Source organism: Pseudomonas frederiksbergensis (assembly GCF_003732275.1).
Taxonomy (GTDB): Bacteria; Pseudomonadota; Gammaproteobacteria; order Pseudomonadales; family Pseudomonadaceae; genus Aquipseudomonas; species Aquipseudomonas frederiksbergensis_H.
In genome coordinates this window covers 1-16,070 of record NZ_MOBM01000006.1, presented here as the reverse complement: position 1 = coordinate 16,070, position 16,070 = coordinate 1, and the positions used below count along the sequence as shown (strand labels likewise).

At 58.1% G+C, this 16,070-nt stretch carries 22 protein-coding genes and 1 pseudogene; 9 read left to right on the top strand and 14 right to left on the bottom strand.

Going from position 1 to position 16,070, the window contains the following annotated elements:
* Positions 1-17 precede the first annotated feature (17 nt).
* Entirely contained in the window at positions 18-563 is a 546-nt protein-coding gene (locus BK662_RS03925) for a gamma carbonic anhydrase family protein (protein ID WP_007902790.1), read from the top strand.
* Between the two features lie 45 nt (positions 564-608).
* Complete coding sequence (locus BK662_RS03920; protein WP_123356878.1) at positions 609-1,259, top strand: HAD family hydrolase; 651 nt, start codon at positions 609-611, stop codon at positions 1,257-1,259.
* 90 nt (positions 1,260-1,349) lie between these two features.
* Here the strand turns inward: BK662_RS03920 and BK662_RS03915 are convergent, their stop codons facing one another.
* On the bottom strand, positions 1,350-2,441 hold the full coding sequence (locus tag BK662_RS03915; RefSeq protein WP_123356876.1) for an aminopeptidase: 1,092 nt from the start codon (positions 2,439-2,441) through the stop codon (positions 1,350-1,352).
* A gap of 58 nt (positions 2,442-2,499) precedes the next feature.
* Here BK662_RS03915 and BK662_RS03910 point away from each other — a divergent pair, with 58 nt between their 5' ends.
* Both BK662_RS03910 and BK662_RS03905 read left to right on the top strand, forming a co-directional pair.
* Positions 2,500-2,916, top strand: coding sequence for a PA0061/PA0062 family lipoprotein (locus BK662_RS03910; protein ID WP_008008024.1), 417 nt, complete (start codon positions 2,500-2,502; stop codon positions 2,914-2,916).
* Between the two features lie 40 nt (positions 2,917-2,956).
* Complete coding sequence (locus tag BK662_RS03905; protein WP_123356874.1) at positions 2,957-3,376, top strand: PA0061/PA0062 family lipoprotein; 420 nt, start codon at positions 2,957-2,959, stop codon at positions 3,374-3,376.
* Between the two features lie 6 nt (positions 3,377-3,382).
* Here the strand turns inward: BK662_RS03905 and BK662_RS03900 are convergent, their stop codons facing one another.
* On the bottom strand, positions 3,383-3,616 hold the full coding sequence (locus BK662_RS03900; RefSeq protein WP_048397315.1) for a DUF1161 domain-containing protein: 234 nt from the start codon (positions 3,614-3,616) through the stop codon (positions 3,383-3,385).
* 171 nt (positions 3,617-3,787) lie between these two features.
* The gene (locus tag BK662_RS03895; protein ID WP_123356872.1) at positions 3,788-4,219 is read right to left on the bottom strand and encodes an OsmC family protein; all 432 of its coding nucleotides are present in this window, start codon (positions 4,217-4,219) and stop codon (positions 3,788-3,790) included.
* Positions 4,220-4,457: 238 nt separating this feature from the next.
* On the opposite strand from BK662_RS03895, the gene BK662_RS03890 reads away from it, so the two are divergent.
* Positions 4,458-5,459: an LLM class flavin-dependent oxidoreductase gene (locus BK662_RS03890; protein ID WP_123356870.1), complete on the top strand. Its 1,002-nt coding sequence runs from the start codon at positions 4,458-4,460 to the stop codon at positions 5,457-5,459.
* Positions 5,460-5,523: 64 nt separating this feature from the next.
* Here BK662_RS03890 and BK662_RS03885 read toward each other — a convergent pair whose 3' ends face one another.
* Both BK662_RS03885 and BK662_RS03880 read right to left on the bottom strand, forming a co-directional pair.
* Positions 5,524-5,748 (bottom strand): DUF1161 domain-containing protein, encoded by a 225-nt coding sequence (locus BK662_RS03885; RefSeq protein ID WP_123356869.1) that lies wholly within the window; start codon positions 5,746-5,748, stop codon positions 5,524-5,526.
* A 130-nt stretch (positions 5,749-5,878) separates the two neighbouring features.
* Positions 5,879-6,094 (bottom strand): dodecin, encoded by a 216-nt coding sequence (locus BK662_RS03880; RefSeq protein WP_007902773.1) that lies wholly within the window; start codon positions 6,092-6,094, stop codon positions 5,879-5,881.
* A 154-nt stretch (positions 6,095-6,248) separates the two neighbouring features.
* Between BK662_RS03880 and BK662_RS03875 the strand changes: the two genes are divergently transcribed.
* Positions 6,249-6,575, top strand: a complete 327-nt coding sequence (locus tag BK662_RS03875; protein ID WP_007902771.1) for an ElaB/YgaM/YqjD family protein — start codon at positions 6,249-6,251, stop codon at positions 6,573-6,575.
* On the opposite strand, the gene BK662_RS03870 is transcribed toward BK662_RS03875, so the two are convergent.
* Positions 6,572-7,465, bottom strand: coding sequence for a LysR family transcriptional regulator (locus BK662_RS03870; RefSeq protein ID WP_123356867.1), 894 nt, complete (start codon positions 7,463-7,465; stop codon positions 6,572-6,574). The two genes, BK662_RS03875 and BK662_RS03870, sit on opposite strands and share 4 nt — an antisense overlap.
* Before the next feature lie 112 nt (positions 7,466-7,577).
* On the opposite strand from BK662_RS03870, the gene trpB reads away from it, so the two are divergent.
* From trpB to BK662_RS35980, 3 genes and pseudogenes are all read left to right on the top strand, one after another.
* On the top strand, positions 7,578-8,813 hold the full coding sequence (trpB, locus tag BK662_RS03865) for a tryptophan synthase subunit beta (protein ID WP_007902766.1): 1,236 nt from the start codon (positions 7,578-7,580) through the stop codon (positions 8,811-8,813).
* Positions 8,813-9,625, top strand: coding sequence for a tryptophan synthase subunit alpha (trpA, locus tag BK662_RS03860; protein WP_123356865.1), 813 nt, complete (start codon positions 8,813-8,815; stop codon positions 9,623-9,625). The genes trpB and trpA overlap by 1 nt, the downstream gene beginning before the upstream one ends.
* Positions 9,626-9,726: 101 nt before the next feature.
* Positions 9,727-9,819 (top strand): annotated as a pseudogene (locus BK662_RS35980) (anti-virulence regulator CigR family protein); the annotation flags it as partial.
* A 166-nt stretch (positions 9,820-9,985) separates the two neighbouring features.
* Here the strand turns inward: BK662_RS35980 and BK662_RS03855 are convergent.
* The 8 genes from BK662_RS03855 to BK662_RS03815 form a co-directional block, all read right to left on the bottom strand.
* Entirely contained in the window at positions 9,986-11,947 is a 1,962-nt protein-coding gene (locus BK662_RS03855; protein WP_123356863.1) for a DUF7844 domain-containing protein, read from the bottom strand.
* The gene (locus BK662_RS03850) at positions 11,944-12,264 is read right to left on the bottom strand and encodes a DUF2388 domain-containing protein (RefSeq protein ID WP_123356861.1); all 321 of its coding nucleotides are present in this window, start codon (positions 12,262-12,264) and stop codon (positions 11,944-11,946) included. The genes BK662_RS03855 and BK662_RS03850 overlap by 4 nt, the downstream gene beginning before the upstream one ends.
* A gap of 28 nt (positions 12,265-12,292) precedes the next feature.
* The gene (locus tag BK662_RS03845; protein ID WP_123356859.1) at positions 12,293-12,610 is read right to left on the bottom strand and encodes a DUF2388 domain-containing protein; all 318 of its coding nucleotides are present in this window, start codon (positions 12,608-12,610) and stop codon (positions 12,293-12,295) included.
* 222 nt (positions 12,611-12,832) lie between these two features.
* Positions 12,833-13,150: a DUF2388 domain-containing protein gene (locus BK662_RS03835; protein WP_123356857.1), complete on the bottom strand. Its 318-nt coding sequence runs from the start codon at positions 13,148-13,150 to the stop codon at positions 12,833-12,835.
* Between the two features lie 136 nt (positions 13,151-13,286).
* Positions 13,287-13,496: a DUF1127 domain-containing protein gene (locus BK662_RS03830; RefSeq protein WP_123356855.1), complete on the bottom strand. Its 210-nt coding sequence runs from the start codon at positions 13,494-13,496 to the stop codon at positions 13,287-13,289.
* Positions 13,497-13,757: 261 nt separating this feature from the next.
* Entirely contained in the window at positions 13,758-13,973 is a 216-nt protein-coding gene (locus BK662_RS03825) for a DUF1127 domain-containing protein (RefSeq protein WP_030129620.1), read from the bottom strand.
* Between the two features lie 319 nt (positions 13,974-14,292).
* Positions 14,293-15,786 carry a succinyl-CoA:acetate CoA-transferase ScpC gene (gene scpC, locus BK662_RS03820; protein WP_123356853.1) on the bottom strand — a complete coding sequence of 498 codons (1,494 nt, stop codon included), beginning with the start codon at positions 15,784-15,786 and terminating at the stop codon, positions 14,293-14,295.
* A gap of 188 nt (positions 15,787-15,974) precedes the next feature.
* Positions 15,975-16,070 (bottom strand): NAD(P)(+) transhydrogenase (Re/Si-specific) subunit beta (locus tag BK662_RS03815; RefSeq protein ID WP_148057908.1); only part of this gene is annotated, 96 nt, incomplete at its 5' end.

The window sequence follows — 16,070 nt, the reverse complement described above, 5'->3', positions numbered from 1 at the left end:
AAGAGAGAGAGCCTATCGTGACCCTTCGCAAGTATCAGAACCACACGCCGTTGCTGGGCAAAGGCGCCTTTGTCGACGGCTCGGCAGTGGTGATCGGCGACGTCGAAATCGGCGAAGACAGCTCCGTCTGGCCGCTGACAGTGATCCGCGGCGACATGCATCGCATCCGAATCGGTGCACGCACCAGCGTGCAGGACGGCTGCGTGTTGCACATTACCCACGCCGGGCCATTCAACCCCGATGGCTTCCCGCTGCTGATCGGTGACGATGTGACCATCGCGCATAAAGTCATGCTTCATGGTTGCGCCGTGGGCAACCGGATTCTGATCGGCATGGGCAGCATCGTCATGGACGGTGCAGTAGTCGAGGACGATGTGATCATCGGCGCCGGCAGCCTGGTACCCCCGGGCAAGCGCCTGGAAAGCGGTTTCCTCTATGTCGGCAGCCCGGTGAAACAGATCCGACCACTAACTGACAAGGAAAAAGCCTTTTTCACCTACAGCGCGGCGAATTACGTGAAGCTCAAGGATCTGCATCTGGCCGAAGGCTACGACCAGCTCTAAGCCTCTTGATGATGGAAAGTGTCTCGCTATTGCCCAGGAATTTTCATGCATTACCAAACCGTACTGTTCGACCTCGATGGCACGCTGACCGACCCGCGCGAAGGCATCACCCGCTCTATCCAGTTCGCCCTGAGCAAATTGGGCATCGATGAACCGGACTTGACCAAGCTCGAGCACTTCATCGGCCCGCCGTTGTTGCAGGCCTTCATGCAGTTCTACGACTTCGACGAGCCCAAGGCGTGGGAAGCGGTGAACTTCTATCGCGAGCGCTTCAAGGTCACCGGCCTGTATGAGAACCGCGTGTTCGACGGCGTCACGCCGCTGCTGGAAACCCTCGGTGGGCAAGGGCGGCAGCTGTACATCGCGACTTCCAAGCCCTGGATTTTCGCCCGGGAAATCGCCCGGCACTTCGACTTCGCCAGGCATTTCAAAGTGATTTACGGCAGCGAGCTGGATGGCACGCGAACCAACAAGGTCGAGCTGATTGCGCACTTGATGAGCGAAGAGGGCCTGGACCCGGCCAATACCCTGATGATTGGCGACCGCAAACACGATCTGATCGGCGCTCGCAGCAATGGACTGGACGCAGCGGCGGTGGGTTATGGGTTTGGCAGCCGGGAAGAGTTGAGCGCCGAAGCACCGGCGTATCACTTTGAAACGCTGGATGAATTGCATCAGGCGTTTTTGCGGAGTTAGTTCAATCGCCATCGCGAGCAGGCTCGCTCCCACATTAGATCTGCGAACATAGACCCATGTGGGAGCGAGCCTGCTCGCGAAGAGGCCCGCTCAGCCACCGCTACTTTTTGATCCTGCCAACGCCCTCAACGCCGCCTTACGCTCCTCAACCGGCAACGCGCCCAGCCTCTCCACCGCCGCATAAAATTGCACCCAATCTCCATCGACCTGCCCGAACAACGCGGCAAACGCCGGCACCCACTGGTCATACAAACCAAACGGCAACAACCGGGCATTGTTCATCGGGGTGTTGATCCAGGCATCGTAGCGTTCGTTTCCGGCCCATTGGCTGTCGCGTAGCGCCCGGTATTCACGGCGCAATTGTTCGAACTCTGCTGCTTTTCGCTCGCGCATTTGCTCGGCGGGCAGTGGCAGGGCGTAAAGCCGTTCCAGCCTTTTGCGGGCGTCCAGAATCAATTGGATGAACTGGTCGCGTTGCTGCTCCAAAACTCCATTATCCGGCGGCATGCCTCGGTATGCGCGCCATTGCCGAGTGCCTTCCTGCTCGACGAAGGTGGCGAAGGACTCGTTGAACTCGGTGTCGTCTTTCACATAAAAACGTTGATGGGCGAGTTCGTGAAAAATCAGCGTGGCCAACCGTTCGTCGCCCCAACCCATCATCGAGCTCATGATCGGGTCGTTGAACCAACCGAGCGTCGAATAGGCCTCGACGCCGCCAATCGACACGTCCATACCTTGCAATCGTTGTAACGCGGCCTCCCCGCGGGCAGCGCTCTGGCTGTAATACCCACGATAGGCGACGCAGCCAGCGATGGGGAAGCAATGGTTCTGCGGCTTCAGGGAAAACTCCGGCGTGGCAAAGACGTTCCAGACTACAAACGGTCGGCCGATGTCGGCGTACAGGCGGTAGCTCTGGTTGTCCGGCAGGTGCAGGCGTTGGCTGGCGAATGTCCGGGCCTTTTGCGATTGGGCCAGATGCGCGCGCAATTGCTGATCGCGGCCTGGATCGGCAATCACGCTGGAAACCGGCTCCCGTGCCCGCAGCAAGTGCAGCTGACCACTGGCCAATTGGCCGTAATAGCTGATGCTGGTGCAGCCGTTCAATAACAAAAAAAACATCCCCGGAAACAAAATGCGTAAAACGCGATCAAGTAACCCAAGGCTTGGACGCGGCCTGATCAAAATGAATCATCCCTGGAAAGTCTGCCCGCAAGACTATCCCGCCTATTGGAGCTCCGCTATGCGCAAGTTGATGCTGACGGGAGGCCTGCTGATGCTGGCCGGTTGTGCTGGACTGCCCACCCCTGATCCTTCGCAGGCATGGATCGATCTGGATTCACGGCAGGAAGACACCGCGCTGCAAGCGGTGGAAGTCGATGACAAGGCTTCGATCGATAAGCGCTACTTCGAGGTGCAGCCGGGTAGCCATGAGCTGACGGTTCGCTACTTGTTCGCAGTCCAGCCGACCAACATTGGCCCCGACGCCGAACCGCTGTGGCGCGACTGCCAATTGAATGTGAAATTCAAGGACTTCAACGCCGGTCAACGGTATCAGCTGCAAGCGGGGTATATCGGTTTTCGGCCGTGGGCGAAGCTCTACGATCAACAACGAAAAGTGATTGGACAGGGCACACCGGCAGGCTGCCAACGTACTTGATCGACGCTATGCTGAATTATCAGTCCTTGGGAAATTCATCATGCGCAGGTTGTTGCTGTTGCTCGCTGCAGGCGCCTTTGTCGGTTGCACGAGTCCGTTGCCGGCGGTCGATCCGCAGATGGCCTGGGTCGACTTCGCTACGCCGAGCCCCGGCGGAAAACTGCTGATGGCCGAACGGCTGGACAACCAACGGCTGAGCGACGGGCGCTACTTCCAGGTCACCCCGGGTAGCCATGAACTAAGGGTTCGTTTCGACTTTGAAGTGTTTGGTGGCGGCTCGGGCTTGATGAACGCTCCGCTGGAACGGCTGTGCTATCTGACCATCAACTACGACCATTTCGAGGCCGGCCAGCGTTACCTGCTGGAAGCCCGTTCTATAGCATTTACCCCCAGCGCCCGGCTGTACAACGCCAAGCGGGAGATTATCGCCGAGGATCGACTGACCAATTGCGTCATGTGAGACGAATCAACGGTCATTTTTTTGGTAGATGATTTTCTTGGTGCCGCCTTCGCATGAGCCGACGACCATATTCTGATCGTGAACTTCGTCGTTGGTGACGATTTCCAGGGTGTAGGACGAGACGTTGTTGGCCTGGATCTTGGCTTCGATCTCGGCCTTGAGTTCCTCACAGGATTTCGGCGCCGCGAGGGCCGATGTGGCCAGCGTGCAACAGATAACCGCCAAGGCAAAACGTTTCATGGTTGAAGCTCCCTTAAGGCAGCGCGCATGGTGATGCGCTGAAGCTGCTGTCATTTATTCGACCACAATTTTGTCTGTCAGGTTATGTTTCAGGGCAAAAAAAGACCGCAACCTGCGCAAGGGAGCCCGCGAAGGCTGCGATCTTTTACCCGCTAACGTATCAACCCATTATCAGCTGACCAACGTCGCATCCAGGCTGATTTTCGCATTCAGCACTTTGGATACCGGGCAGCCTTCTTTGGCCTTGTTGCTCAGTTCCTCGAATTGCGCCTGGGTCGCCCCGGGAATTTTCGCCTTGAGAATCAGTTTTACCGCTGTGATTGCGAAGCCACTGTCTACCTGGTCCAGGGTAACTTCGGCAGTGGTGTCGATACTGTCGGCCTTAAGGTTGGCCTCGCCGAGAATCATTGAAAACGCCATGGAGAAACAGCCCGCGTGAGCCGCGCCGATCAGCTCTTCCGGATTGGTGCCTTTACCCCCTTCGAAACGGGCCTTGAAACCGTAGGGCGCTTCTCTGAGGACGCCGGTTTCCGTGGAAATCGAGCCGATACCGGTTTTCAGATCACCTTCCCAATGAGCCGATGCCTTCTTTGTGATAGCCATGTCTGCCTCCTTAAGATCCGGCGCGAAACGTCGCGCCTTCGTGGTTTTCGGTTACCAGGGTTCTGAGGATAGACCGTCAGGCAAAGTTCACCTCATCTGATCGGTCCTCTAATCGCGTAGGAATTTTGTCTCTCCTATTGAAACTCGGGTATATGCCCTCATTGCATAGAACACGCTTATTGACTCGGCAGGTTTTCGTTCGTGAAAAAACCTGCTTACCCATTGGAGAAGCAGGTTTATGAAACGACTGTCTGATATCAAGTTCTCGACCCTCGATCTGGTGCCCGTGCGGGAGAACGGCAGTGCGGCCCAGTCCCTGCACAATTCCCTGGACCTGGCGCAGCACGTCGAAAAATTCGGCTATAACCGCTTCTGGGTCGCCGAACACCACAACATGGACGGGATCGCCAGTTCGGCGACCTCGGTCCTGCTGGGCTACTTGGCTGGTGGCACTTCGACTATTCGTGTCGGTTCCGGTGGCGTAATGCTGCCCAACCACGCGCCGCTGGTTATCGCCGAGCAGTTCGGCACCCTTGAAAGTCTGTACCCGGGACGGATCGACCTGGGCCTGGGGCGCGCCCCCGGCTCTGATCAGATGACCGCCCGCGCCTTGCGTCGTGAGCGCTCCGGCAGCGCCGACGACTTCCCGCAAGACGTGGCCGAATTGATGCGCTATCTCGGCCCGCGCACGCCAGACCAGCGGATCATTGCCATGCCGGGTACCGGCACTAATGTCCCGGTCTGGTTATTGGGTTCGAGCCTGTTCAGTGCGCAGCTGGCCGGTGAGCGCGGTTTGCCCTACGCCTTCGCCTCACATTTCGCACCGCGCTTCATGCATGAGGCCATTCGCGTTTATCGCAACCACTTCAAGCCTTCAGCAGTATTGGATAAGCCTTACGTGATGCTCGGCGTGCCACTGGTGGCCGCAGACACTGACGAGCAGGCTGATTACCTGGCCACTTCGGTCTACCAGCGCATTCTCGCGTTGATGCGTGGCCAGAGCCTGGTGCAACGCCCGCCTGTGAAGACCATGGAGGGCCTATGGCTGCCCCATGAAAAAGAAGCGGTCGGTGATTTCCTTGGCCTGGCCATGGTCGGCAGCCCGCAAAAAATCCGCGCCAAGCTGGAAGTGCTGATCGAACAGACTCAGGCAGATGAGCTGATTTTTACCTGTGACCTGTACGAACATGCCGATCGCCTGCACTCCTATGAGTTGCTGGCGCAGGTCATGAAGGGCTGAGGCGTAAACAGCGCCCACAAAAAAGCCGACGCCATTGCGTCGGCTTTTTCATGTTCGAGGGCGGTCAGCCCTGCTTGTAGATGATTTGCCTGGAGCCTTTTTCACAGGTGCCGACGACTTTTCCGTCAGCGGCAGCGCCTTTGTCGACGATCTCCAGTGTGTAATTGGAAACACCCTTGGCATCCAGTTTCGCTGCGATTTCGGCTTTCAGCTCGTCGCACGACTTGCCCTGGGCAAAGGCTGTTCCCACAAGGCTCAACAAACCTACCGCCAAAATAAACTTCTTCATGGGTTGCACTCTCTGGTCGGATCAATAGGGGGAGGGCATCCAGCTATAGGCTGGATGCGCTCACCGCGTAGCGCTTTGCCATTCCCTATGGCATTCGGCCAGCACGCAAGTTCAGAAGGCTAGCTCAAACTCAGCTACTGGCAATCCGGAATCCGACTTTGAGCGTCACCTGAAAGTGTGCCGCTTTGCCGTCCTTGATGTGCCCACGGGTTTCGGTCACTTCAAACCATTCCATGTACTTGAGGCTTTTGTTGGCTTCGGCCAGGGCATTGTTGATGGCGTCTTCAATGCTGGTGGTGGATGAGCCAACCAACTCGACTTTCTTGTAGGTGTGATGATCAGTCATGGCGTTCTCCTAAGGGTGTGAAATACAGCCTAGCAGTGATTTTTCTTATTTCTTCTGTCGACTAATCCGGGGGGAAGTTCAGATTTACTGCACTTTCTCGAACCCTTGAAGTCCCAACCAACACACGCAACTCAAACAATGCAGGAGAGCCACCATGGCCAATACCTCGTTACGCAAAGCCTCATTGCAAAGCATGGAAGCCGAAATCGAGAGTCTGCTGAAATCGTTGGAAAGCCTGAAGGACGACGCCTCGGACGAGTCGCGTAAAACCCTTAAAACGCTGAAAATCAACGCCGAGAATGCGCTGAAGCATTCGCGTCATCTGCTCTCCGATGCTTATGAAGAGGTCAAGGTCAAAACCCGTGAAACCGGGATCGCGACACGTGACTACGCCCAGGAACACCCTTGGACTACAGCCGGTGTCGCAGTCGGTGCCCTGGGTCTTCTGGCGGCCTATTTGCTGTGCAAACGCGGTAATTAAGATGCCTGGCGCAGTTCGTTTTTAAGCCACTGCGCTAGCTGCCGAGCGCGCCCGTCCGCGGCGCGCTTGGGTAGCCACAACGCCAGTTGCGCCGGGGTTTCACAGAAACCCCATGGCGCAACCAGGCGACCGGCTTTCAAATCCTCGGCCACCAGCGGCTCGGGCGCAATGGCCACACCCAGCCCGGCCACTGCCGCCTCCAGCAAATAATACAAATGTTCGAACCCCTGACCGTACTTCAGCGCCTTGGCGTCGAGGCCGCTTTGCTGTGCCCAACTCGGCCAGGCTTGCGGGCGTGAAGTGGTGTGCAGCAAGGGTTCGGTCAACAGTGCGTTTGCCGGTGCGTTCTGCAGCCTTTCATAACCGACGAATCGTGGGCTCATGACCGGGCCGATGCGTTCGCTGGCCAATTCGTAGACTTGCATGTCCGCCGGCCATGGCGGCTCGGCAAACACCAGCAAGGCATCCAGGCCGGGCCGCCGTGGATCAAGGTCGCCTTCGCCAGCCGACAGATGCAAACGCAGATCCGGCAGATCCGCGTTGAGTCGCCCCAAGCGCGGAATGAACCAGCGCGCCAGCAGGCTGCCCGAGCAGCCGAGCACGAACGGCGCATCGGCGGTGCTTTGGGTCAATTCGGCGCAAACGCTGCGCAATCGCTCGAAGGCTTCACCGCTGACATCGCGCAAACGGACACCGGCATCTGTGAGTTTCAGGCCGCGTCCATCCTTGATGAACAGACTCACGCCGAGGTGTTCTTCCAACACCTTGAGTTGCCGGCTGACCGCTCCATGAGTAACGTGCAGCTGTTCGGCGGCCTGACTGACGCTGTTCAGGCGGGCAGTGGCTTCGAAGGCGCGAAGGGCGTTCAGCGGCGGAAGGTCGTGGCTCATGGGATCTGTGAGTTTTCCTGACAGGTTGCGGCGATCTTATCGGTTTTCAGTGCGGGATGTCAGGGGTAGAGTGAACCCCATCGTCACCTCTCGAATACAACTGGAGCGACCCATGACCCAGACTAATCTGCGCAACGGCCCCGACGCCAACGGCCTGTTCGGCGCGTTCGGTGGCCGTTACGTTGCCGAAACCCTGATGCCGTTGATCCTCGATCTGGCCCGCGAATACGAAGCGGCCAAGGAAGATCCGGCATTCAAAGAAGAATTGGCCTACTTTCAGCGTGATTACGTCGGACGTCCAAGCCCACTGTATTTCGCCGAGCGTCTGACAGAGTTCTGCGGCGGCGCGAAGATTTACCTCAAGCGCGAAGAGCTGAACCACACCGGCGCGCACAAGATCAACAACTGCATCGGCCAGATCCTGCTGGCGCGGCGCATGGGCAAGAAACGCATCATCGCTGAAACCGGCGCCGGCATGCACGGCGTGGCGACCGCCACCGTGGCTGCGCGTTTCGGTCTCGATTGCGTGATCTACATGGGCACCACCGACATCGAACGTCAGCAAGCCAACGTGTTTCGCATGAAGCTGCTGGGCGCCGAAGTGATCCCGGTGGTCGCCGGCACCGGCACCCTTAAAGATGCGATGAACGAAGCCCTGCGTGACTGGGTCACCAACGTCGACAGCACTTTCTACCTGATCGGCACCGTCGCCGGTCCGCACCCGTATCCCGCGATGGTTCGTGACTTCCAGGCTGTGATCGGCAAGGAAACCCGCGAGCAGTTGCAAGCCCAGGAAGGGCGTCTGCCCGACAGCCTGGTGGCGTGCATCGGCGGTGGTTCCAATGCCATGGGCCTGTTCCACCCGTTCCTCGATGACAAGAGCGTTGAGATCATCGGCGTCGAAGCTGCCGGTTATGGCATCGAAACCGGCAAGCACGCGGCCAGCCTGAACGGCGGCGTACCGGGTGTTCTGCACGGTAACCGTACCTTCCTGTTGCAGGACGACGACGGCCAGATCATCGACGCTCATTCGATTTCCGCCGGCCTCGACTATCCGGGTATCGGCCCGGAACACGCCTGGTTGCATGACATCGGCCGCGTCCAGTACACCTCGGTGACCGACGATGAAGCCCTCGACGCGTTCCACAAATGCTGCCGTCTGGAAGGGATTATTCCTGCACTGGAAAGTGCCCATGCCCTGGCCGAAGTGTTCAAACGCGCACCGACGCTGCCGAAAGATCACTTGATGGTGGTCAACCTGTCTGGCCGTGGCGACAAAGACATGCAGACCGTGATGCACCACATGGAACACTCTCAACAAGAGCAATCCAAGCAGGAGAAACACTGATGAGCCGCCTGCAAACGCGTTTTGCCGAACTCAAGGAACAGAACCGCGCCGCCCTGGTGACCTTCGTGACCGCTGGCGACCCGAGCTACGACACGTCTCTGACGATCCTCAAAGGCCTGCCGGGAGCGGGTGCCGACGTGATCGAGTTGGGCATGCCCTTCACCGATCCAATGGCCGATGGCCCGGCGATTCAACTGGCCAACATTCGTGCCTTGGGCGCCAAACAGAACCTGGCGAAAACCCTGCAAATGGTTCGCGAGTTCCGCGAAGGCAATAACGAGACTCCGCTGGTGCTGATGGGTTACTTCAACCCGATTCACATGTACGGCGTGCCGCGTTTCATCGCTGAAGCCAAAGAGGCCGGTGTCGATGGCTTGATCGTGGTCGACATGCCGCCCGAGCATAATGGCGAGCTGTGCGACCCGGCACAGGCGGCGGGCCTGGACTTCATTCGTCTGACCACTCCGACGACTGATGACGTGCGCTTGCCGACGGTATTGAACGGCAGTTCCGGCTTTGTTTACTACGTGTCGGTGGCGGGTGTGACCGGTGCGGGCGCGGCGACTCTGGAACATGTCGAAGAAGCCGTCACCCGTCTGCGTCGCCATACCGATCTGCCGATCAGCATCGGTTTTGGTATCCGCACACCGGAGCAAGCGGCGTCCATCGCGCGTCTGGCCGACGGTGTGGTGGTGGGGTCGGCACTGATCGACCACATCGCCAATGCCTCGACGCCGGATCAGGCTGTGGAAGGTGTGCTCAGCCTGTGCGCAGCCTTGTCTGACGGCGTACGTAAAGCGCGGGTCAGCTGAAGGTAAAGTTCCTGATACAGAGGAATTAGAGCCTCGCAGCACAGACTAAATAGCAAGACCGAGGGCTTCAGAACTACGTTCTGAAGCCCTTTTTGCTGTATGGCTGTGAGGGGCGTCGTGCGGGCGGCGATATTGTGCTGATCGCCGTAGGCACCGGGATTGTTTATGAGATTCTTGATGGGGTTTTGTATTGACCCACAGCTAAGCAATCAGGCGACCCACTGTGGCGAGGGAGCTTGCTCCCGCTGGGGCGCGAAGCGGCCCCAGAATCGACCAGACACCTTATAGCGACGGCTTCGCCGTCGAACGGGAGCAAGCTCCCTCGCCACAGAGGCTTCAGCTCTTTCGGGGTCCTAGGTTTCAGGGCAACTCCAACCCACCCGCGGCCTTGTGCAGCTTCCGCAAATGTTCGCCAACCTGCTTCAGGTTGGCTTCGTTGGCGGCCATCTCGGCGGCTCGACTCGGTTCGAGCAACGCTCTCACTTCCTTGTCGAGATCCCCGGTCAGCACCTGCAGCTGCTTCTGGCGCAGGTTGCTTTCCGACTCCAGACGCGTCCACTCGCTTGGTTGCGGTAAACCATAACCATCGGTGCCAAGCAGTTCGGCCGGACGGCTGAGGAAGCCGCTGTTGGCGAGAATCTCCTGCAAGGTCGCATTGGCTTTATCCATGCCGCCATTCTTCAATTCCCGAGCGCCCAGATAACGTTGTTTCACTTCGTCCTGGGCCAGCACCATCTGCTGACGGAAACTGGCCTGCTCCAGCAGCAGCAATGCCGCGCTGGTGCGTAAGTCAGCCTGGTCAATCCATTTGCGGCGTTCCTCAGCTTTCAAGGACAGCCAGTCCTCGACCTTGTCCTGCTTGATCGGTAAATGCTTCTTCAGCACTTCGAACATCGCTTGATAACGCTCGCGGAAGGAGTCGAAGCGATAGCCCAGACGTAACGCTTCGCGGGGATCGTCCAGCACGCTGGTGTCTGCCAATCCGCGGCCCTTGAGCACTTCCAGCAAACCGTTGGGCATGATGCTGTCGAGGCCGACCAGTTGCGTATTGTTGGTGCTGCTGCGCAGTAATTTCAGGCCTTCTACTGCGCAGTTGTTGGACAGGAAAAAATAGTTGCCGTCGTAACTCCAGTGCATCTCCGCAGCGTGTTCCACCACGTCTTCTATCTCGCTGTGCGACAGGTTCAGCGGCACCGAGGCCAGGCTGCGCAGTTCGGTCTTGGTGTATTCGTCGATCACCTGGGCCAGCGGCAAGACAAACAGGCGGGATGGGTATTTACCCACCAGCCCATCCCAGCTCGACAGCTGTAAGTCACCGACGAAGGCGCGGTAGGACAACACCAGATGCTGATCCAGATCCAGTCGACAATCCGGCCCGCGAGGCCGACCCGGTGCACAGATCACCAGTCGCAGCATGCTGTGGCCCCAGCGGCTGACCCAGTTCTGGTTGGCTTCTGCCAGTAGATAGTCAACAGCGTAAACCCGCTCCGGATCGACTTGACCCAAGGGCTGCTTGGCGAAGTCGTTACCCGCATTGAGGAAGGCGAATGATTGGGCGCATGTGTCTTTGGCGGCGGGCGCCCAACCAAAATGTTCTTTGTAGTAGCGATACAGCGCAGGGCGACGGCAGGCATAGCTTGGGTCGAGGAGGAAGTACTCCATGTTGACCGCGACGAACTCCTTCGGGCTGCTCGTCTCGTAAATGTCCGGGCTGCGGGCAATCTGCCGGTTGTGCTGTTCGCGCTCGCCGCGCCGACCGACGTATTGCGGCCAGCCGGCCAAATCCAATAGACGAGGGTCATCGCTGAGGGTCCAGCGTCGCTCCGTCTGCCCACGGCATTGATCGGGGATGCCGATCAGCCCGGAGCTGCTGTTACGTTGCATGCAACGCTGGATTAGTGTGCGCTCGGCGGCTGGCCATAGGCGCGCACGGTCATAAATATGGGTGAGTTCGTGCAGCACCGTGGCGAGCATTTCCCGGCGCACGGTACCGTGGGGACGATACGTTTTTTGGGTCGCGGCGCTGCCGTTGGTGAGGCTGGCGAGCAGATTGCGATTCAGGTCCAGCTCGGACACCAGCGATGCCTGACCGTAAGCATCGCTCGGCATGTCGTCGGTCCAGCCGACATCAATGCGCCGGTCCAGTTGCTCGATGAAACGCGGCGGTAACGCCTGCATGGCTTCATCAAGCAGAGCCTGACTGGCCTGCTGTTGCGCGGGGCTCAGACCGTCGGTCTTGAGCCGTAGTTGCAGGCCGGCCTGAGCTGTGTTGCCAAGCAGCAACACAACCCCGGTCAACAGCCAGGCGCCTAGCGACTTCACAGTGCGAGGATGGCTTCGGCGAGAACCTGATCACTGGCGTCGCGGGCTTCCGGTACGCGGGTGCGCAACATGTTGAGGGCCGCTTCCAGGTGCGCGCCACGAATTTCCCCGTCGCTGGCGACGAAACTGGCCGCATCATCGTGGGCTTCACGGACAATCTTCGAGTCGCGGATGGACGTAGTGGTATCGGACGTGAAATCAAGTGTGCGCCGGGTGGCGTTGATGAGGATGTTACTGGTGGCGACCAGGGTGTGCGCCTGGACCACATCGGCCAATAACAGCAGGCCCAGGGCGGCAACAATCAGAGGGCTACGCATGGAACGACTCCGGAGGAACAAGGGATAACTATTGGACGAGAATTGCCTGCGCCAGTTCAAGGTCGCTGGCATGAAGTTTTGGCTGGGTCCGGCGCAGGTAAATCAAGGCGGACTCCAGTTGCGATCCTCGCAGTTGACCGTCGCTGGCAATGAACGCGGCAGCGTCATCCCGGGCGGCGATCAGCAGTTTATGGTCGAAGGGCGCGGAGGTCACCATGCTGGAGGCATAACCACTGGCCACGGTGCCTTGCGTAGAGAGGTTGAAAGCATCGAAGGCATGGGCCGAACCCGACCAGCAAGCCGCAAGAAAAACCGCAGTGATTGACAGATTGGAAAGAAAACGCATAAGACTCGTTAGCTGAAAGCGAGTCCCAAGGCTAGCGCAATGCCCGGGCTAGAGCCAGTGCCGAAACATTGGGACACCTGTGGGAGCGGGCTTGCTCGCGAAAGCGGTGTGTCAGGCGACATCAATGTTGGATGTGCTGACGCCTTCGAGAGCAAGCCCGCTCCCGCATGGATTGCGTTTAACTGACCAGCATTAGGGCGTGTCCCACTTCGGGGCTGTCGCTTAGATCGTCAGGATGGCCTGGGCCAGCTGTGCATCAGTCGCATTCAGTTGTGGCGTCTGTTGGCGGATGTGGTCGAGCGCGCTTTCCAGTTTCACACCACGAATGGCGCCTTCACTGGCGACGAAGCTGGCGGCATCGTCACGAGCAGCACGGACGATTTTGTCGTCGCGAAAGGAAGACGAGACATCCGACGTTGCGTCAGAGGACGCCTTCAGTCCGTCAACAATGGTATCGGTGGTCACGATAAAACTGGTGGCGTGGGAATTGGCAGCAACGGCAAGCAGGGCGGCAGCGCTGAGCAGACGTAGACGGGACATGGGGTAGCTCCTTTGGATAGACCGATTTAGAGGTGGCTCAGGTTCAGACGCCTGTCGTAAAGCGTTCGCCACGTTCTATCTGGATATTAGGCCTGTGCATCTCGATTAGAACAGTCCCGTCTGTTAATGGAGAAAGCTAGCGCCAGAACGGTTTGTCCACTTCGTTGAGGCGGTCGGCATGGCTGATGCCCAGATCCGAGAGCTGTTGATCATTGAGTTGGCCCAGTAACCGTCGGGTGCGAGCCCTTTCCAGGCTGTCAGCGAACGCTTGCAGTAATCCTCGAAGCGTGGCCAAGCGGGGCTTCGCTTGCGGTGTGACGATGGAAACATTTAGTAAGTTATTCATGGGCGCGGTCCTTTTTGCAACTTGTCGGGATTCAATGATCACCCCCCTGCACCTGCGGGCACAGACACACTCCGATGAAATTGTACTGGTTAAATTTGTATAAATTATAAACTGTACCTGTTAGTAGTTATCTCTTCTGTACGGCCCCAGTATGAAAGCTCCAAAACGACAAAACCCGTCGTGGTTTCCCACGACGGGTTTTGTTTGTTCAATTCGGGGTGCTGGCGGTGGATCCGGAGGATCAGAGCCAGCGACGCTAACTTAGCGCCAGAACGGCTTGCTCAGCTCTTCGTAGCGTTGTGCTTCGCTAATCCCGGCGTCAGCCAGCAGACGCGAATCCAGACGAGCCAGTTGATGGCGGCTGGTGATGCGGCGCTGCCACAGCATCAGGTTGGCGATAACGCGCAGAGGCATGGAAGCCTGGGTTTTTGCAGCAGTATCTTCGAAGAACAGTTCGGAACTGAGTGTACGTTCCATGGTTGACATCCTTCCGCTTATGGCGGGATTAGGTAGTGGTTTAACTGATGCCAATGATCCTCTCGTTTGGCCAGTCTCTGTAGATACAGTTCACCTGTATTGTGAGAGACCAGTTAACTGTTAAAAGGCAGTGTACTGGTCGAAATTGAGGCAACTGTACCTGTCCGCACTAATGCGGTGCATTTTTGCTCAATTCAGCACAAAAGGTAGGAAAATACCGTAGGAAAAGACCGGTACAGCAGTACAGTTTTTGACGTGATGGAGTGTTATTGTCGCGAGCTGACGAAACTGTGTTTGCGTCAGCTGCAATCTGTATCAATTACACCGCCAGCATGCGCCCGGTTTCTTCCAGGTTTATGTGCCAACTCAGGGCATCGCGAAGGATGTGGGGGGTATGCCCGCCGACTGCGCAAGCGGCAGTGAAGTAGTCATTCAAGGCTGGTCGATAGTCCGGGTGAACGCAGTTGTCGATGATGACCCGGGCGCGCTCACGCGGTGCCAGGCCACGCAAGTCGGCCAGGCCTATCTCGGTCACGAGAATGTCGACGTCATGTTCTGTGTGGTCAACGTGGCTGACCATGGGAACCACGCTGGAAATCGCACCACCCTTGGCAATCGACTTGGTGACAAAGATCGCCAGGTGCGCATTGCGCGCGAAATCGCCGGAGCCGCCGATGCCATTCATCATCCGCGTGCCGCAGACGTGGGTGGAGTTGACGTTACCGTACAGGTCGAATTCCAGCGCAGTGTTGACGCCAATGATGCCCAGGCGCCGCACCACTTCGGGATGGTTCGAGATTTCCTGAGGGCGCAGCACCAGCTTGTCCTTATAGCGCTCCAGATTCCCGAATACATCGGCATTGCGCCGGCTCGACAGGGTGATCGAACTGCCGGAAGCAAAGCTCAGCTTGCCGGCGTCGATCAGGTCGAAAGTCGAATCCTGCAGCACTTCGGAGTACATGCTCAGGTCTTCAAACGGCGAGTCGATCAAGCCGCACATCACCGAATTGGCGATAGTGCCGATACCGGCTTGCAGCGGGCCGAGCTTGTTGGTCATGCGACCGGCAGCCACTTCTTGTTTGAAGAAATCGATCAGGTGGTCAGCGATGGCCTGTGTGTCGCTGTCCGGCGGCAAGACAGTGGACGGCGAGTCGGACTGATTTGTGATCACGATCGCGACGATTTTTTCGGGCGGTATCGGGATGGCGGTGCTGCCGATGCGGTCGTCGACCTTCACCAGCGGAATAGGTGTGCGGGTCGGCCGGTAGGTCGGGATATAGATGTCGTGCAGACCTTCGAGATTCGGGTTGTGAGCCAGGTTGATCTCGACGATCACGTGTTTGGCGAAAATCGCGAAGCTGGCCGAGTTGCCTACCGAGGTGGTCGGCACGATATGGCCCTGCTCGGTGATTGCCACGGCTTCGATCACCGCGATGTCCGGTAGCTTGAGTTGTTGGTTACGCAGTAGCTCTACGGTTTCCGACAGGTGCTGGTCGATGAACATCACTTCGCCGGCATTGATCGCCTTGCGCAGGGTGCTGTCCACCTGGAACGGCATGCGTCGCGACAGTACGCCGGCTTCAGTCAATTGTTTGTCGAGGTCGTTGCCCAGGCTGGCACCGGTCATCAGGGTGATTTTCAGCGGCGTGACCTTGGCGCGCTCGGCCAGTGCATGAGGCACAGCCTTGGCTTCGCCGGCTCGGGTAAAGCCGCTCATGCCGACGGTCATGCCGTCCTGAATCAGAGCGGCAGCGTCGACGGCGCTCATCACCTTGTCCAACAATGAAGGCAAGCGAATACGGTCACGGTACATAATTGTTTTCTCGGGGCAACGGAAGCAGGTGCGCAGTCTAGTGAATTTGATGAGCCTGCGTCCCGCTACCAAGGTCGCATTCGAGGCGTCTATTCTGGGTATTTCAGACAAAACACCGTTACAGGATCGGTAACAGCCACAAACAAAAACGCCCCGACGAGTCGGGGCGTTCAGGTTGCCGAAGGGTGTTACTCGACGGCTTTAACCATGTCTTCGATGACTTTCTTGGCGTCGCCAAACACCATCATGGTCTTGTCCAGGTAGAACAGCTCGTTATCCAGACC

Coding starts and splice junctions, on each gene's coding strand:
- BK662_RS03880 (WP_007902773.1), bottom strand. CDS start 6,094: ATGACTGATCATCACACCTACAAGAAAGTCGAGTTGGTTGGCTCATCC.
- BK662_RS03905 (WP_123356874.1), top strand. CDS start 2,957: ATGCGCAGGTTGTTGCTGTTGCTCGCTGCAGGCGCCTTTGTCGGTTGC.
- BK662_RS03920 (WP_123356878.1), top strand. CDS start 609: ATGCATTACCAAACCGTACTGTTCGACCTCGATGGCACGCTGACCGAC.
- BK662_RS03870 (WP_123356867.1), bottom strand. CDS start 7,465: ATGAGCCACGACCTTCCGCCGCTGAACGCCCTTCGCGCCTTCGAAGCC.
- BK662_RS03895 (WP_123356872.1), bottom strand. CDS start 4,219: ATGGCTATCACAAAGAAGGCATCGGCTCATTGGGAAGGTGATCTGAAA.
- BK662_RS03910 (WP_008008024.1), top strand. CDS start 2,500: ATGCGCAAGTTGATGCTGACGGGAGGCCTGCTGATGCTGGCCGGTTGT.
- trpA (WP_123356865.1), top strand. CDS start 8,813: ATGAGCCGCCTGCAAACGCGTTTTGCCGAACTCAAGGAACAGAACCGC.
- scpC (WP_123356853.1), bottom strand. CDS start 15,786: ATGTACCGTGACCGTATTCGCTTGCCTTCATTGTTGGACAAGGTGATG.
- BK662_RS03890 (WP_123356870.1), top strand. CDS start 4,458: ATGAAACGACTGTCTGATATCAAGTTCTCGACCCTCGATCTGGTGCCC.
- BK662_RS03850 (WP_123356861.1), bottom strand. CDS start 12,264: ATGCGTAGCCCTCTGATTGTTGCCGCCCTGGGCCTGCTGTTATTGGCC.
- BK662_RS03825 (WP_030129620.1), bottom strand. CDS start 13,973: ATGGAACGTACACTCAGTTCCGAACTGTTCTTCGAAGATACTGCTGCA.
- BK662_RS03835 (WP_123356857.1), bottom strand. CDS start 13,150: ATGTCCCGTCTACGTCTGCTCAGCGCTGCCGCCCTGCTTGCCGTTGCT.
- BK662_RS03875 (WP_007902771.1), top strand. CDS start 6,249: ATGGCCAATACCTCGTTACGCAAAGCCTCATTGCAAAGCATGGAAGCC.
- BK662_RS03830 (WP_123356855.1), bottom strand. CDS start 13,496: ATGAATAACTTACTAAATGTTTCCATCGTCACACCGCAAGCGAAGCCC.
- BK662_RS03885 (WP_123356869.1), bottom strand. CDS start 5,748: ATGAAGAAGTTTATTTTGGCGGTAGGTTTGTTGAGCCTTGTGGGAACA.
- BK662_RS03845 (WP_123356859.1), bottom strand. CDS start 12,610: ATGCGTTTTCTTTCCAATCTGTCAATCACTGCGGTTTTTCTTGCGGCT.
- BK662_RS03900 (WP_048397315.1), bottom strand. CDS start 3,616: ATGAAACGTTTTGCCTTGGCGGTTATCTGTTGCACGCTGGCCACATCG.
- trpB (WP_007902766.1), top strand. CDS start 7,578: ATGACCCAGACTAATCTGCGCAACGGCCCCGACGCCAACGGCCTGTTC.